Source organism: Myxococcus dinghuensis (genome assembly GCF_024198235.1).
In the GTDB taxonomy this organism is placed as follows: domain Bacteria; phylum Myxococcota; class Myxococcia; order Myxococcales; family Myxococcaceae; genus Myxococcus; species Myxococcus dinghuensis.
Window position 1 is genome coordinate 220229 of sequence record NZ_JAKCFB010000007.1, and the last position, 14860, is coordinate 235088.

Genomic DNA, 14860 nt, shown 5'->3' on the forward strand with positions numbered 1-14860 from the left:
GAGACGGGCGAGGCGGCGTGGCCCCCCTGCCGCATCGGTCCTGCGCGTCTGCTCACGGGACTCACCGTGGGTGGCGCCCGGCGCGCGTCACCAGGGCGTGTTGCCGCGGTTCTCGCCGGGCGTCGGCGTGATGACCGCCTTGTAGGCGATGCCGGCCGAGTTGAGGACGGCGCCGGTGAGCTCGACGGAGGCCTGCTTGTACTCGCCCTTCTTCGCGCTCTCGAACGAGTCGCGGGCGAACGTCACCGCCTCGCGGCCGTGCGCGGTGACCTCGCTGCGCTCGCCCGTCTCCACCTTCTTGATGTTGTCGATGACGCTCGCCTTGGAGCGGTCCGAGATGGTGATGCCGTTCTGGTCGAGGACCTGGTTCACCACGGAGACCTGCTGGGAGTAGTCGCTCTTCTTGCCCTGCGTGGTCTGGTCGATCTGCTGCCGCGACGGGTTCTTGAACAAATGGCCGACCTTGAACATGGCGCTGTCTCCGTGCGGCCCGTCCTGGCGGCCGCGGCAGTGGGTTCGTATGAAGATTGTCGCGAGATGTAGGTGGAAGTTGCCTGCGGACTTTCATGCACCCACTGTCCGGGCGAGCTTCACGGCCAAGGCTTGGCAGGGCTGGAGTGCGTCCACTATCTCGAGGCAGGGGGTGGGCCCACGCGCGTCGCGGGGCCTGGACCCTCGAGACAGGAGGCCGCCATGGCCGAGCCGAAGGTGACGATCACCTACTGTACCTCCTGAGGCTACAAGCCTCGGGCCGCCCGTGCGGCGGCCGCGCTGAAGGACGAGTTGGATGTGGTGGCGGAGCTGAAGCCCGGGCCGTCGGGGAGCTACGAGGTCGCCGTGGACGGCAAGGTGGTCATCCGGAAGGCCTCGCTCGCCTTCCCCACCGACCTGGAGGTCGTGGAGGCGGTGGACAAGGCGCTGGGACGCTAGCGCCACGGGGGGCTGGCGGTTCCCCAGGTGCCGCCAGTCTCTCCGGCCTCCAGCGGGCGGCCCGCGCTCGACGCGAAGCCGAGGGCGAGGCGCCGTTCCGCCTTCCGCTCCGCGCCTGGCTCGCTTAACTCCCGGGGCCATGGCCTCCTCGCTCCCCCCGAGTCCCCTGCTCGTCACTGCCTTCAACGGGTTGGTGGCCGCCTACGACCGCGCCACGGGCGACACCCAGTGGACCTTCGCCGTCCCTGGCAAGTCGGTCCCCGGCGTGCGCGCCCGCCCGACGCACGTCGAGGTGCACGACGAGCGCGTGTTCGTCCTCGTCGGCGGCGCGGAGGGGACGTTCACGAAGAACAGCTTCGTCGAGCTGCTCGCCCTCGACTACCACGCGGGGCGGCTGCTGTGGACGCAGCGGCTGGAGAGCCGCCCGTCACCGCAGTTCCCGGGGGCGCAGATGCTGGTGGAGGGAGGCCAGGTCATCGTGGCCTCCTTCGACGTCCTCGCCGCGTTCGACGCCGACTCCGGACGCGTGCAGTGGAGCCGGGTCAGCGAGCACGGGGACGGGGGCCTCCACCTGCCCACGCTCGACATGGGCGTGCATGGCGCGCGCTCGCGTCCGCTGACGTGAGCGCCGCCGCCGCGCGTGCCGGGCCCGTCAGCGCTTGATGAACTTCATGGGCGCGCGGTCGTTGCGCCCCTTGCCCGCGGCCTTGAGCGCCGCCGGGTCCAGGCCGGACAGGTGCAGCGCCGTCGAGTACACGTGGCCCGAGTCGGAGATGAAGCTGTTCGGGTTCTTCGTCCGGCCGGTGATGAGCAGCCCCGTGTCCGGGTCGTAGGCCGGGTCCAGCGTGCCGTCCGGCATGAGGGGGATGCCGTCCAGGGACGTGCTGCCCACGCGGCCGTACTGGGTGTTGCCGCGCACGGTGCCGCCCAGGAAGGCCACGCTGTTGACGCGCCAGTGCTGGCAGCAGTCCTGGAGCATGATCTCCTCGTACTTCTGCGCGTCGGTGACGTCCGCCTTGGAGAGGATGGCCTCCACGTCGCCCTGGATCGTGCGCCCCATCTCCGAGGCGAGGACGATGGTGGTGAAGTCGTAGTAGCTCTTGCCGGTGGTGCCGTAGGGCGTGGCCTTCAGCTTCGCCACCAGCGTCTTGAGCGGGGCCCAGAGGTTCTTGCGCATCATGTCGCGCTGCTCCGTCTGGCCCTTGTTGCTCATGATGCCGCGCCGGTCGCGGTGCGTGTCGAACTGGCGCAGGCCCCGGTTCTCGATGAAGAAGCCGATGGACAGCCCCTTCGTCATCAGCTCGTACGTCATCAACGCCTGCACGTTGGTGTTGGGCGTCTCCTTGGTGCGGGCCGGGTTGCCGTTGATGGACGACGAGTCCGTCGCCTCGTCCGCGGCGGTGATGGCGAACTCGGAGCGCGCCGTGGCGTCCGTGAACAGCGCGCGCGGGTCCAGGTTGATGCTGCCGCCCGCGGTGAGCGCGCGGTGGATCTGCAGCGCGGAGTTGAACGCCCGCACCGACTCGCTGTTCTTCTCCGCCAGGAAGTTCGCCTGGAGGCTGTCGGTGAACTGGCGGATGCGCGCGTCGCGCTGGCCCTGCGCCACGTTGCCCAGCGAGGACAGCCGCTCGCGCATGGCGGCGGGCGTCTTGCCGTAGATGGTGTGCGCGTGCACCGGCCCCAGCTTCTCGTAGTAGCCGGTGCCCTCCGGATAGGACGGGATGGACAGCTCGCCGTCGGACAGCCACCGGTGCCAGGAGACGTGGGGCAGCAGGAAGCCGTTGCCGTACGCCTCGCAGAACGCCTGCATCACCGTGCGCTCGTCCGCGTTGCGCTTGCCGGACAGCGACGCGCTGTACTTGCCGTAGTGGTACTCCCACCGGCCGCCGGAGTGGAACGTGTTGCCGTTGTGGCTGGAGACCACGGCCAGCTCCGGGAACAGGTCCAGGCCGTCCTGCGCCAGGTAGCCGTACTGGATGTTGCCCTGCGTCTTGGGCGGGTCCGACGGCGAGGTGCCGTAGTTCTTCGGGCGGTAGCGGTGCTGCGTCCACGACGGCACCGGGCGCAGCTCCCCCGCGGGGATGACGCGCGTGGAGTCGTTGGGCGTGTGGACGGGGTTGAACATCGAGTAGCCGTCCCAGCCTCCCTCCTGGAACCAGTAGATGAGGAAGTGCGGGTCGTTGGACTCGGCGGCGGCGGCCTCGGCGAAGCCCAGCTCCTTCTTCGTCCCCGGGACACCGAAGGCGCGGAAGAAGCGGAGCCAGTCCAGGGTGCTGATGGCGGTACCCGCGGCGGCGCCCGCGAGGAATTGGCGGCGGTTCATGGCGGCGTTCCTTCCGGCGCTAGCGGCGCAGGTACTCGGGCGAGGTGGCGAGCGTCTTGAGGACGGCCTTCAGGCTGCCCCCGTTGTCGTGGCTGACGTCCCACAGGCGCTTGTAGATGACGCGCTCGTCCTCCTGGTGCCGCATCTCGCGGCCGAACAAGAGGGCGAACTGCGCGTTGAGCGTGCGGCGGACGAACGCCTCCTTCTTCACCGCCTGCGTGGCGAAGGACTCCATGCCCTGGCCCTTGAAGGCGTAGGTGGCGGCCAGGCCGCGGTCGGAGTCGTCGAGCGTCTGCCCCTGGGCGTCCTGCGTGCGGTAGTTGCCCTCGTCGTCCCAGCGCAGGCGCTGGTGCGCCAGCGGCGTGAGCGTCTGGTGGCACGAGTAGCAGATGCTGGTGGGGTCCACGGTGGAGGCGGCCGTGGCCGCGCCGCGCATGTCGAAGACCTCCGCGGGCACCTCGTACAGCGTGCCCATGAAGTCCGTCATCACGCGCGCCGCGTAGTTGTAGTGCGGCAGGCCGGGCTTGTTCTTGATGAAGCCCTTCATGGTGAGCACGCCCGTCTTGCCGTGCTCCGGCGCGCGCGTCACCTGCTTGAAGGTCGCGTCCACGGAGTAGTCGCCCGTGAGCAGCTCCTGGAGCGGGCGCTCCTCCCGCACCAGGTACGTCCACATCCGCGCGGGCTCGTCCGTGTCCGGCGTGCCCTCGCTCTCCGTGCGCACCCGCATCCGGCGGAAGTAGTTCGTCTGGAAGTCGGCGGACGCGAGGTACTCGTCCACCAGCGTCTCCCACGCCTTCTGGCCCGTCTCCAGCGCGGTGAAGTCCGCCGCGGACGGCGGGTGGCCCAGCAGGTCCTGCGCCAGCTTCACCAGGAGCAGCCGGTCGCGCTCCTTGCCGGTGAGCTTCTCGTAGGTGGGGGGCAGGGTGAACAGGAAGTCGGGGGCCCGCATCAGGCCCTCGCACAGGCCGCTCCACGCCTTGGGCGCGTTGGCCTCGATGTCCAGCAGGTCCTTCACCAGCGCGTAGCCGGTGTCGCGCTCGGTGGCCGTCGACGCGCGGTACAGCATGCGCCGGTAGACCTGGTCCACCTTGGCCTTCGCCGCGTCCGCGCGCTGGGTGCCCGTGGCCGCCTCCGTGGGGCCGTACACCACGAGCGCGTCCACGTGCAGGTTCCGGTCACATACGCCCGACTCGTTGTAGTCGTTGGTGAAGCCCACCGTGAGGATGTGGTCGCCGCCCGTCACCGCCTGGGTGTGCACGAAGTCCGCGTACGCGGTGTTGTTGGGGACGTCCCACTCCGCCACCAGCACGCCGTCCACCTTCAACTGCAGGTGCGGCAGCGCCGGGCCGCACAGGTCGCCCTTGGCCTTCACCGTGAAGCGGTAGGTGGCGGAGGCGGGGAACGTGTAGGGCTGGAGCGTGGTGAGGGTGCCCGTGGTGTAGAGGTTCCAGCCGGTGGTGCCGGACTTCTGGCCGGTGCTGGCGAGGATCAGCGTGCCCGCGGGCATGGGCGTGGCGGAGCCGTCGCGGTACGCGTTCTCCATCTCGTACTGCTGCGTGGAGGGCGCCGGGATGTCGCTGAGCGGGGCGGCCAGGTCCAGGCCGGAGAAGGGGCCCGTCTTCGCGGTGGCCGCCTGCAGGCACACGTCGCGCGACAGGTCGTCCAGGCCCAGGAAGAAGTCCGCGGTGGCCACGCGCGCCTCGACGAAGTGGTCCTTGTAGTCCACGCCGCCGAGCAGGCCCACGTTCTGCGCGAAGCGGTCCACGCCGCCGCGCACCCAGTCGTCGTTGAAGACGGCCTTCACCTTGCCCTTGAGCTGGTCGTAGCCCAGGAAGGGGTTGTCGTACGTGGCGACGACGGGGCCCTCGTAGGCCGCCAGCAGCGCGGGCGGGAACTCCTCGTCCGGCCGCGACGCGGGCTGGCGCGACTCCACCGCCGCCACCTGGCAGGTGATGCTCGCCACCGCGGCGATCTCCTGCGTCGTCCACGAAGGCTGACCGCGCGGCATGCGCACGCTCTCGTCCTTCGTCACGAGCCGGGACACCATGGAGCCGGAGCTGGTGGAGAAGTAGCCGGCGGCGCGGATGGCGTAGAAGTTCTCCACGCCGTTGAGGCCCACCTTGAAGAGCCGGCCGCTCGTCGTGCCGTGGCAGGACACACAGCCGGAGTCCTCGCGCAGCATCGCCGGCTGCACCACCCGGTCGAAGTCCGCGGCGATGCTCGCCAGCGTCACCGTCGCCGGGACGCTGTCCAGGTTGCACGGCAGCGAGCCGTCCTGCTGGACGGGGGGCAACGGGGGATTCGGGTCGCCGTAGTCCGGACGCCCGTTCTGCATGTCGAGCGTCGCCTCGCCGAAGCACCCGGCGGAACACGACATGAGCACGGCCACTGCGAGGCTCCACGGGCGCGGGGGGGAAGCGCTCATGTGCCCTCCAGGGAGGGGTGGATTTGCCCCCGCATGCTGGCACGAGGAGGGGGCGATTGACCAGTTGCGGACAAAGGAGATGGAGAAAAGTCGGGAAATTATCGGGTTGCCCGGCCGCCGAGTTGCCAGCCGGGCGGTGTCCGCGCCGCCCGGGGGTACGTGACGCCGGGGTGGGTGGAGCGCAGGTTGTGGGCGAGGAGGTGGGACAGATGGCCTGGCCCGAAGTGGGTTCGCCCTACGAGCGGCGGTCGATCATCCGGGGCATGCGCGTGCGTGACGAGGACGACACGTTGCTGGGGTACGTGGCGGAGATCGGCGACACGCACCTCTACGTGCGGCGCTGGCCGTTCAGCCGGCGGTGGGGCGAGGTGCCGCTGTCGCGGGTGCGCCACGTGGCGCGCGGGACGGTCCGGGTGGAGGGCCGGGGAGGGGCGGCGGTGGCGCCCCGGTCGCTGCACGGCGAGGTGGTGACCCAGACCTTGCCCTTGCCGGAGCCGGACGCGTCGCTCGGGTGACGCACGCCGGTGCGGCGCGGGGCGTCGAAGTGTGCTTCAAGGAGGCGCCATGCTGCCCATCGACGAACTCTCCCAGAAGGTGTCCGCCGCGTTCGCGGACCGGACGAAGCTGAAGGACCCGGCCTTCGCGGCCGCCGTGCGCGAGACGGTCGCCCGGCTGGACGCGGGGGAGCTGCGGGTCGCGGAGAAGGGCCCGGACGGGTGGAAGGTCCACGCGTGGGTGAAGGAGGCCATCCTCCTGTTCTTCGCGGTGTCGGAGATGAAGGTGATGGAGGTGGGCCCCTTCGAGTTCCACGACAAGGTGCCGCTGAAGAAGGGCCTGGACGCGGCGGGCGTGCGCGTGGTGCCGCCGGGCACGGTGCGCTACGGCGCGTTCGTGGAGCGCGGCGCGGTGGTGATGCCCGGCTACGTCAACATCGGCGCGCGCGTGGGCGCGGGCACCATGGTGGACACCTGGGCCACGGTGGGAAGCTGCGCGCAGGTGGGCTCGGACGTGCACCTGTCCGGTGGCGTGGGGCTGGGCGGCGTGCTGGAGCCGCCCACGGCGTCGCCCGTCATCATCGAGGACCGCGCCTTCCTGGGCAGCCGCTGCATCGTGGTGGAGGGCGTGGTGGTGGAGGAGGAGGCGGTGCTGGGCGCCAACGTGGTGCTCACCGCGTCCACGCCCATCATCGACGTCACCGGCCCCGAGGAGCGCGTCTTCAAGGGCCGCGTCCCCGCGCGCAGCGTGGTGATTCCGGGCATGCGGGAGAAGCAGTTCCCCGCCGGGAAGTACATGGTCCCCTGCGCGCTCATCATCGGCCAGCGGACACAGTCCACGGACAAGAAGACCAGCCTCAACTCGGCCCTGCGAGACTTCGGCGTCGCCGTATAAGCCGCTGGGAAATCCGATGCCGCGCATGCTTTCGTAGTGGGAGCGTGAGGGGATGGAGCGCGAAGATGGAGCACCTCGACGACAGCCTGGCCGAGTGGGCCCTGGGGACGCTGGAGTCCCCTGACCGGGAGGCCGCGGAGCGGCACCTGTCGTCGTGCGCGCGCTGCCGCGGCCTCGCGGACCGGCTGGCCATCGCCCGCGAGGGGCTGTCGCTGCTCGACGCCCCCGTGGAGCCGCCGCCCGTCGTGCTGGAGCGGCTGCTGGTCCGGATGGAGGGGCCGCGCCGCCTCGAGCGCTTCGCGGACCGGCTCGCCGCCTTCTTCGATTTGACCCGCGAGCGGACGCTGGCGCTGCTCGACGCGCTCGGTGACGCCTCGCTGTGGATGCCCGGGCCGGTGGAGGGCACGTCGCTGCTGCCGGTGGAGGCGGGGCCCGGGCGCGAGGGGATGCTCGCCGCCATCCTCCGGCTGGACCCGGGCGCTCGCTACCCGCTGCACACGCACCACGGGCGGGAGCTGAACCTGGTGCTGGAGGGCGGCTTCCGCGAGGACGGTGGCCACGAGGTGTGGCCGGGCGAGGAGCTGGAGAAGACGGACGGCAGCGCCCACGGCTTCACCGCGCTGGAGGGCCCCGCGTGCCTGTGCGCGTCGCTGCTCGACGGCGCCACCCGCTTCGACGAGGAGCTGGCCTCGCCCGCGTGAGGGCGCGCGGGTTGTGAGGCCCCAGCGGGTTGACGTAGGCTCGTCGACATCTGGCGCCCCTACTTCGCTCTAGAATCCCCGCTGGCTTGCCACGGGGATGGGGCGCCGACTTTCCTTCCGAGGGGAGAGCGGCATGCCGGGGGTTTTGCGCGACGTGGTGGCGACGTTCACGCACGAGGGCGCGGTGGCCTTCGACCTCTCCCAGACGGACCCGCTCACGCACCTGACCTTCACCCAGGGCGCCGCGCTGTTCGGGGACTCGTTCTACGCCACGCAGGTGGAGGCGCTCCGCGCGTACGCCGCCGCGCTGCTGGCCGCCGAGCGGCACGAGCGGGGCTTCGGCTGGAAGTTCGCCACGTACATGCGCGACCCGGTGGAGGGGAAGGGCAACCGCATCCAGGGCAGCCTCGCGCCGGCCATCCTCGCCGCGGCGGACCCGGAGGGGCCCTTCACGGAGGAGTACACGTTCCGCGGCCTGCGCCATCGCGCGGATGACGCGGTGCTGTTCGTCACCCACTTCCAGAACCTGGGGCTGGGCGAGGTGCCGGAGGCCGCGCGCAAGGGCCTGGCCCGCGCGCTGGCGCAGTTCGACGAGTACCAGCTGCTCAAGTACGCGCGGCGGCAGTTCCCGCTGGCGCGGCGGCGGCCGAACGGGAAGCACGCGAGCCTGCGGCTGGTGGACGTGATGGGGCTGGCGAAGGCGCACCTGGACGCGCGCACGCTGAAGCTCTACCGCTACCTGCACGCGCCCACCCGTGCGCGCGAGGGCCTCACCCAGGGGCTGGCGCTCCTGGAGGGCCGGCGCGCGTTCTTCCAGGGCGACGCGAGCGTGGAGAACTTCGTGAAGGGGCGCCTGTCCACGGAGCAGGCGCTGTCGTTCATGGGGTCGACCCAGGAGACGTGGCGCCGCGTGCTGGACGTGCCGGGGTTGCTGCCGGACCTGGCCTTCAAGGGCTACGTGCGGGCCATGTACCTGGCGGGCATCCCCGTGGCGACGCTGGTGGAGATGGCGCGGAAGCGGCGCTTCGCCGGGCTGTGGCCCCATCAAGTCTACATGGGGTGGAGCGCGGCCCATGCCGGCTCGAACCGTCCGGGCTACCGCGCGGAGCCGGCGCCCGCCATCGAGCCCGTCTTCGAGGCCATCCTGGAGCGGGTGTGCGAGGGCCTCCTGCCCGAGGGCGGGAGCCTGGGCATCGCGGACATCTCCGGCTCCATGTTCGGCGCGTCGCTGGGCGGCACGCAGAGCCAGGCGACGGTGGGCGACGCGGCGGTGACGCTGGCGGCGGTGATGGCGCGCGAGCTGGGCTACGCGGCGACGTTCTCCGACGACATCTTCGTGGAGGACCGCAAGCGGGGGCAGGGCGTGTTCGACCTCGCGCACGCGCTGCGCGGCGGGCCGGGCTGGGGCAGCACCCAGGTGGCGGGCTCCGTGGTGAGCCTCATCCAGCTGCTCCTGGCGGAGCCCTCGCGCCCGCGTCCCCGCACGCTCTACTTCTTCTCCGACATGCAGTTCCACCCGCCGGAGTTCCAGTCGCTGGGCGACACCCGGGGCGAGGCCGCGGACCGCAAGGCGGCGCTGCTCCGGGAGCTGGGCGTGGACCTGGACGCGGGCACCCCGCCGTTGCTCGCGGCGCTCGACGCGTGGCACCGCGCGCTGGGGCCGGTGGACGTCGTCTTGTGGAACCTCGCGGCCCACGACAACGCGCCGCTGCCCTCCAAGCTGCCCCACGTGCTGATGCTGGCGGGCTTCGACGCGAACTCGTTCCGCCACGTCGCCGCGTGGCAGGCCGCCGGCAGCCCCGTGACGCCCGAGCGGCCGAGCCCCGGCGTCACCCCCTCGGACGCGGGCGGCGGTCGCAACCCCGACGCGGAGTTGGACTTCATCCGCACCTTCTGAAGTGGTTGAAATTCCAAGCTTCCGCCCCAGGGCGGGGGTTCGGGTCGGCCATTCGTCACCGCGGTGGGGGGGACTTCCGCGAGGGTGCGGGGAGGGCGGTATGGTGCGTCGCAGCATGTCCTCTCAAGACCTCGCCACGAGGCTCGCCCACACGACGCTCGAGCTGTGCCGCATCTCCAGTCCCATCACGCACGAAGGCCCCATCGCCGACTTCATCGAACGATGGGCGGCCCAGCACTTCCCTCCAGGGGAGATCTTCCGCGTGGGGCACACGTTGCTGCTCGGCAGGCTTTCGGACCCTCGCCCCACGGTGGCGCTCATCGGGCACCTGGACACGGTGCCCGCGCACCCCAGCGACCAGGGCCGCGAGCCGCGCATCGAGGGTGAGCGGGTCCACGGGCTGGGTGCGTCGGACATGAAGGGCGGGCTGGCGGTGATGATGGCGCTGGCGGAGGACCTGCGGCGCGACACGCTGCCGGTCAACCTGGCGTTCCTCTTCTACGAGCGGGAGGAGGGGGCCTACGCGGAGAGCGGCCTCATCCCGCTGTTCGCGAAGCGGCCGGACCTGGCCCAGGTGAGGTTCGGCATCGCCATGGAGCCCACGGACGGCGTGGTGCAGGTGGGCTGCGTCGGCTCCATGCAGGTGACGGTGCGCTTCGCCGGGCGCAGCGCGCACTCGGCGCGGCCGTGGCAGGGGGAGAACGCCATCCACAAGGCGGGGCCGTTCCTGGCGGAGCTGCTCGCCCGCCAGCGGGTGGAGGTGGACGTCGCGGGCTTCCCCTTCTACGAGGTCCTCAACGCCACGCTCGCCAAGGGCGGCCGGGCGCGCAACGTCATCCCCGAGTCGTTCGAGCTGAACCTCAACTACCGCTTCGCGCCGGGCAAGAGCATCGCGCGGGCGAAGCAGGACGTGCTCGAGCTGGTCGCGGGCCGCGCGGAGGTGGAGTTCACGGACGCCTCGCCCAGCGGCCCCGTCGTCGCCGGCAACCCGCTGTTCCAGAAGCTGCTGGCCATCACCGGCCTGCCCGCCGCGTCCAAGCAGGCGTGGACGGACGTGGCGCGCTTCGGTGAGTGGGGCGTGGACGCCATCAACTACGGCCCCGGCGAGACGGCCCAGGCGCACCAGGCCCACGAGAGCGCGCCCATCCCTCCCCTGGCCGTGGCGTACGAGAAGCTCGCCGCGTTCCTCCGGGGCTGAGGCCGGGGAGGCCGAGTTTCCGGCCTCCCGCGCGCGCTCCTCCGGCTTCGCGGACGTCGGCTCGCGAGCGATGCGCGCGAGCCATTCGTCCGCTGTCGTTCATCTTCGTCGCGGAGGGCTCTCTTCGTCGCGCGCGCGGGCGTACCCTGCGTCGTGTATCGCCAGCCGTTCTCCCTCACTGGAGGAGATGGAATGACTCAAGAGACCGTCAATCCGCAAATCACCGACGTCGTCGCCGCCTCGGACCTGGACCCCGGCCTGCCCATGTCCTCGACGCGGAAGCGGAAGTCCACGAGCGCGCGCCGCGGTGGCGCGCGTCGCACCTCGGCGCGCAAGGGCGCCGCGCGCGGCGGTGCTCGCGCGAAGAAGACGTCCCGCAAGAGCACGTCGGCGCGGGGCAAGACGGCGCGCAAGGCGGCCACCAAGGGAGGTCGTCGTGGCGCGCGCAAGGCCACCACCCGCAAGTCGGCGGTCGCGGGGCGCACGGCGCGCAAGAGCACCGGCCGCGGTCGTGCCGCGAAGAAGGTGACGACCTCGCGGCGCGGTGCGCGGAAGACGACGCGCCGCTCGACGCGCAAGTAGGCACGTCCCCCTTCCGGGGACGCGCACCCCTCCCGCCAGGTCCGGATGGTCCAAGGCCTCCACCGGGCCCTGGAGAGGCGCGCCCCGAGTCGCCCGGGGCGCGCGTCGGCGCGCTCAGCGCATCATCCTCAGGAGGAAGATGTCGCTGCGCGCGGGCGTCTGGCGGCCGGTGCCGAAGTCGGAGGTCCGGTCCGTGTGTCCGAAGAGGACGGCGTCCCCGTTCGCGAGCAGGCCGACGAAGGGGATGTCCTCCACGCCATACAGCTCGCCGCGCGCGCGGGGCGGGTCGGACAGGTAGAGCCTCAGCCCCACCGAAGCGCCGTCCGCGCCGTAGCGCAGCGCCACCGGCTGCGCCGAGCCGAGCCCATCCGGCCCCGACTCGCCATCCACGATGAGCGAGTACGTGAAGCCCGCCACCACCAGCCTCCCGTCCGGCTCCACCGCGAGCGCGCCCGCCAGCAGGCCGTCCCCCAGGTTGCGGCTCCAGCGCTCCCGGCCATTCTTGTCCGCGGACACCAGGAACGGACTGGCGCGGTACACGTGTCCCTCGAGCCGCTTCTGTCCCCAGGAGACGGTGCCGAGGAACGAGCCCAGCGCCACCACCGTGCCCTGCGCGTCCACGCCCACGTCCTTCAGCGTGCCGCTGGCCTGGTGCAGCGCGTGCACCCACGCGAGCGCCCCGGAGTCCTGGTACACGGCCAGGAACGGGCTGCCGTCCTCCTCCGAGGTGAAGCGCTGGTTGCCGAAGCGCGCGGCGCCCACGTAGCGGCCGCCCACCACGAGCCGCCCCTGGCCATCCAGGGCGATGGTCGTCACGTCCACCCGCGAGTCACGCCCGTCCGCGCGCCCGATGGGCACCGCCCGCTCCGCCTTTCCCTCCGGGGAGTAGCGCACCACCATCGCGCCGTCGCCCTCCACCCCCTCGCCGAGCACCGACCAGCCGGCGGAGTTGAGGGCCACCACCGGCCGCCCCTGCGCGTCCACCGCCAGGTCCATGACGGTGATGCCCTCTCCGTTCACGGGGCTGGCCCACACCAGGTTGCCGGCGGCGTCCAGCCGCGCCAGGAAGGCGCCGTTGCCCAGCTCCTGGGGCTCGAAGTCCACCACCCCGTCGGCGGCGACCGCGAGGAAGCAGCCCCCATCCGGCGCGGGCGCCACGCGGGCCTGCACGTTGGCGAACAGCGCCTCGGGGGTCTCCGCCACGCGCACCGCGTAGCCGCGCGTCCACGTCGGCTCCCCGGCCTCCGAGTGGCGGGAGAGCACCAGCCGCACCGTGTTGTCCGTGGGCTCGCGCTCCTGGAGGTCATCCAGCTCGTGCACCGCCACGGTGAGGATGTCGCCGTTGGCGTCGACCGCGGCGCCCAGCGCGAGGTCGTCCTGCGCGGAGCCCTCGCGCGTCAGCCACAGCGTGCTGCCGCTGGTGGGCGGCGGCGGTGGCGGTCGAGGCTCCAGGGGCGGCGGCGAGGTCCCGGCGTCGGGCGTCTCCCCGCTCGGCGGGGGGACCTCTTCGTCCGGGGGCGGTGTCTCCTGTTCGGGACAGCCGTTCCGGCACTCCGTGTCGTCATCGGGGGCGTCGCTCTTGCTGCTGCAGCCCACTCCCAACCCCAACCAGCCCAGTGCTGTCGCGCACACGACAGTCCGGAACCACCACCGCTCCAGATGCATGACGCCCCCTCTGCTCACGGAGGTTCGCCACGCCGGTAGGCGCCAGCAATACCAGGTACGACGTCCGCATGCCTGTCCGCTCGCGACGGCGTGGCGCCCCGTCGTCGCGCCACGCCCAGGCGGCCGTCAGCGCCAGAAGCCGATGGACAGCCCCACGTTGGTGTAGCGGCTGGCCAGGTCGAAGGAGGCGCTGATGGACCAGTCCTCCCAGTAGCGCAGCACGAAGACCTCGAAGCCGCCGGTGATGTGGGGCCGGGGGGGACGCCCGTCGAAGGGCGAGGGCTCCGCGTACACGCCCGCGCGCAGCCGGACCATGCCCGGCACGGTGTCGTGCTCCACGCCCAGCCGGGGCGCGAACAGGGTGGTGTGGCCCACCGGCTCCTCCTCCGCCGTGGAGGCGAAGCTGCGCAGCGGCACCGCGTTGTCCACGCTGGACAGCAGGTCCACCTGCGCGCTGATGAGCCAGCGTCCGGCGGGGGCGTCCTTGGGCTCCTCGTCGGGGACGGGCAGCGCGTCCCCCTCCAGGATGAGCTGCCGCCGCGCGGCGGGGGACAGCCGGTTGTAGCGCTCCGCGCCCTCGCCCATCCGCCAGCTCGCGCCCAGCGACAGCACCGCGGGCGACACCACCGCGCCGAACAGCGTGCGTCCGGCGAGCACCGGCGACTGGCCCTCCTCGCGCCGCCAGTCCGCCACCACCTCCGGGCGCACCGTCACGCCCAGGCGCCAGGGGCGGCCGTGGGGCCGGTACAGCATGTCCACCGCCACGGCCGTGTCGCCGTAGCGCAGGTCCGGCCCACCCGACGCCAACTGGAAGGTCGCCTGCGCCGCGTAGATGCCCAGCGCGAGGATGAAGTCGTCCTGGCCGAAGGACACCGCGCCCGCCAGCACCGACTGCGTCATCGACACGCGGATGCGCTCGCCGTCCCCGGCGCACGCCTCCGTGGCGCAGTAGGTGACGGCGCTGTTGCGCAGCGCGAAGCCGATGCCGAAGCGCTTGTACTGGAGGAGCAGTCCACCGAGCAGCTGCCGGCGGTCCCGCGACGCGTCCGCCTTGCCGTCGTTGTCCACGTCCCGCGTGCGTCCACTCGTGAACGGCAGGTCCAGCCAGGACAGCGTGACGCCCAGGTCCCAGTCCTTCTCCAGCGTGGGCCCCCGGTGCGCGAGCGCCGCCAGGTTGCTGGGGAAGCCCGCGGCGCCCTCGGCGATGCCCACGTAGGCCCCGCCCAGCGCCACCACGCGCGCGGAGCCCAGCAGCGCGCCCGGGTTGAAGTAGAGCCGCTCCGGGCGCGGCTCCACGGGCGTCTCGTCCTGGGCGCTCGCGACGGGCGCCGTCACCAGCACCGCGCCGCACGCCGCCGCGCCCGCCCACCGCCTCCACCGCTTCGACACCGCCACTCCGGAGGTCTTCACTTCGCCCGCACCACCTCCGCGAAGAGGGCATCCGCTTCGCTGGCGAGCTGGGTGTCACGGAAGGTGAGGCCCCCGGCGTCGTGCGTGACGAGCGCCAGCGTCACCTTGCGCCACCGGATGTCGATGTCCGGGTGGTGGTCCGCCTTCTCCGCCGCCTGCGCCACCTTCTCCACGAAGGCGATGCCCGCGAGGAAGGAGGGCGCCTCGTAGGCGCGGCGAATCATCCCGCCCTCGTGCTTCCAGTCGGGGTGCTGGGCGAGGAAGGTCTGGAGCGCCTCGGGCGTCAGCAGCGTGCGGTCGTGGGCCATGGCCTCTTCATATCCGCTCCAGCGCCCGAGGA

General features: G+C 71.9%; 14 protein-coding genes. 8 read left to right on the forward strand and 6 right to left on the reverse strand.

What is annotated here, in order from left to right; all coding sequences use genetic code 11:
• Positions 1-87 precede the first annotated feature (87 nt).
• Positions 88-471, reverse strand: a complete 384-nt coding sequence (locus LZ198_RS13060; protein ID WP_253972260.1) for a hypothetical protein — start codon at positions 469-471, stop codon at positions 88-90.
• Between the two features lie 222 nt (positions 472-693).
• Between LZ198_RS13060 and LZ198_RS13065 the strand changes: the two genes are divergently transcribed.
• Positions 694-930, forward strand: coding sequence for an Rdx family protein (locus LZ198_RS13065; RefSeq protein ID WP_253972261.1), 237 nt, complete (start codon positions 694-696; stop codon positions 928-930).
• A 139-nt stretch (positions 931-1069) separates the two neighbouring features.
• Complete coding sequence (locus LZ198_RS13070; RefSeq protein ID WP_253972262.1) at positions 1070-1555, forward strand: outer membrane protein assembly factor BamB family protein; 486 nt, start codon at positions 1070-1072, stop codon at positions 1553-1555.
• Between the two features lie 27 nt (positions 1556-1582).
• Here LZ198_RS13070 and LZ198_RS13075 read toward each other — a convergent pair whose 3' ends face one another.
• Both LZ198_RS13075 and LZ198_RS13080 read right to left on the reverse strand, forming a co-directional pair.
• The gene (locus LZ198_RS13075; RefSeq protein WP_253972263.1) at positions 1583-3253 is read right to left on the reverse strand and encodes a DUF1501 domain-containing protein; all 1671 of its coding nucleotides are present in this window, start codon (positions 3251-3253) and stop codon (positions 1583-1585) included.
• Positions 3254-3272: 19 nt separating this feature from the next.
• A complete protein-coding gene (locus tag LZ198_RS13080) occupies positions 3273-5678 on the reverse strand; it encodes a carbohydrate-binding domain-containing protein (RefSeq protein ID WP_253972264.1) in 2406 nt (801 codons plus the stop codon).
• Positions 5679-5887: 209 nt separating this feature from the next.
• On the opposite strand from LZ198_RS13080, the gene LZ198_RS13085 reads away from it, so the two are divergent.
• From LZ198_RS13085 to LZ198_RS13110, 6 genes are all read left to right on the forward strand, one after another.
• Entirely contained in the window at positions 5888-6193 is a 306-nt protein-coding gene (locus LZ198_RS13085; protein WP_253972265.1) for a hypothetical protein, read from the forward strand.
• 49 nt (positions 6194-6242) lie between these two features.
• Entirely contained in the window at positions 6243-7067 is an 825-nt protein-coding gene (locus tag LZ198_RS13090; protein ID WP_253972266.1) for a 2,3,4,5-tetrahydropyridine-2,6-dicarboxylate N-succinyltransferase, read from the forward strand.
• Positions 7068-7132: 65 nt separating this feature from the next.
• A complete protein-coding gene (locus LZ198_RS13095; protein ID WP_253972267.1) occupies positions 7133-7768 on the forward strand; it encodes a cupin domain-containing protein in 636 nt (211 codons plus the stop codon).
• 133 nt (positions 7769-7901) lie between these two features.
• Complete coding sequence (locus LZ198_RS13100) at positions 7902-9665, forward strand: hypothetical protein (RefSeq protein ID WP_253972268.1); 1764 nt, start codon at positions 7902-7904, stop codon at positions 9663-9665.
• Positions 9666-9780: 115 nt separating this feature from the next.
• Positions 9781-10863 carry a succinyl-diaminopimelate desuccinylase gene (dapE, locus tag LZ198_RS13105; RefSeq protein WP_253972269.1) on the forward strand — a complete coding sequence of 361 codons (1083 nt, stop codon included), beginning with the start codon at positions 9781-9783 and terminating at the stop codon, positions 10861-10863.
• A 192-nt stretch (positions 10864-11055) separates the two neighbouring features.
• Positions 11056-11445, forward strand: coding sequence for a cell envelope biogenesis protein TolA (locus LZ198_RS13110; RefSeq protein ID WP_253972270.1), 390 nt, complete (start codon positions 11056-11058; stop codon positions 11443-11445).
• A gap of 114 nt (positions 11446-11559) precedes the next feature.
• Here LZ198_RS13110 and LZ198_RS13115 read toward each other — a convergent pair whose 3' ends face one another.
• The 3 genes from LZ198_RS13115 to LZ198_RS13125 all read right to left on the reverse strand — a co-directional run bounded on the left by LZ198_RS13115 (position 11560) and on the right by LZ198_RS13125 (position 14828).
• Positions 11560-13110 (reverse strand): hypothetical protein, encoded by a 1551-nt coding sequence (locus LZ198_RS13115; RefSeq protein ID WP_253972271.1) that lies wholly within the window; start codon positions 13108-13110, stop codon positions 11560-11562.
• Between the two features lie 126 nt (positions 13111-13236).
• The gene (locus tag LZ198_RS13120; protein WP_407667422.1) at positions 13237-14520 is read right to left on the reverse strand and encodes a hypothetical protein; all 1284 of its coding nucleotides are present in this window, start codon (positions 14518-14520) and stop codon (positions 13237-13239) included.
• The gene (locus tag LZ198_RS13125) at positions 14517-14828 is read right to left on the reverse strand and encodes a 4a-hydroxytetrahydrobiopterin dehydratase (RefSeq protein ID WP_253972272.1); all 312 of its coding nucleotides are present in this window, start codon (positions 14826-14828) and stop codon (positions 14517-14519) included. Before LZ198_RS13125 ends, LZ198_RS13120 begins: the two co-directional genes overlap by 4 nt.
• Positions 14829-14860: the final 32 nt, after the last annotated feature.

Bases quoted from the DNA above. Each gene is read 5' to 3' on its own strand.
- LZ198_RS13060 (WP_253972260.1), bottom strand. From the start codon at position 471: ATGTTCAAGGTCGGCCATTTGTTCAAGAACCCGTCGCGGCAGCAGATC.
- LZ198_RS13070 (WP_253972262.1), top strand. From the start codon at position 1,070: ATGGCCTCCTCGCTCCCCCCGAGTCCCCTGCTCGTCACTGCCTTCAAC.
- LZ198_RS13075 (WP_253972263.1), bottom strand. From the start codon at position 3,253: ATGAACCGCCGCCAATTCCTCGCGGGCGCCGCCGCGGGTACCGCCATC.
- LZ198_RS13080 (WP_253972264.1), bottom strand. From the start codon at position 5,678: ATGAGCGCTTCCCCCCCGCGCCCGTGGAGCCTCGCAGTGGCCGTGCTC.
- LZ198_RS13085 (WP_253972265.1), top strand. From the start codon at position 5,888: ATGGCCTGGCCCGAAGTGGGTTCGCCCTACGAGCGGCGGTCGATCATC.
- LZ198_RS13090 (WP_253972266.1), top strand. From the start codon at position 6,243: ATGCTGCCCATCGACGAACTCTCCCAGAAGGTGTCCGCCGCGTTCGCG.
- LZ198_RS13095 (WP_253972267.1), top strand. From the start codon at position 7,133: ATGGAGCACCTCGACGACAGCCTGGCCGAGTGGGCCCTGGGGACGCTG.
- LZ198_RS13100 (WP_253972268.1), top strand. From the start codon at position 7,902: ATGCCGGGGGTTTTGCGCGACGTGGTGGCGACGTTCACGCACGAGGGC.
- dapE (WP_253972269.1), top strand. From the start codon at position 9,781: ATGTCCTCTCAAGACCTCGCCACGAGGCTCGCCCACACGACGCTCGAG.
- LZ198_RS13110 (WP_253972270.1), top strand. From the start codon at position 11,056: ATGACTCAAGAGACCGTCAATCCGCAAATCACCGACGTCGTCGCCGCC.
- LZ198_RS13115 (WP_253972271.1), bottom strand. From the start codon at position 13,110: ATGCATCTGGAGCGGTGGTGGTTCCGGACTGTCGTGTGCGCGACAGCA.
- LZ198_RS13125 (WP_253972272.1), bottom strand. From the start codon at position 14,828: ATGGCCCACGACCGCACGCTGCTGACGCCCGAGGCGCTCCAGACCTTC.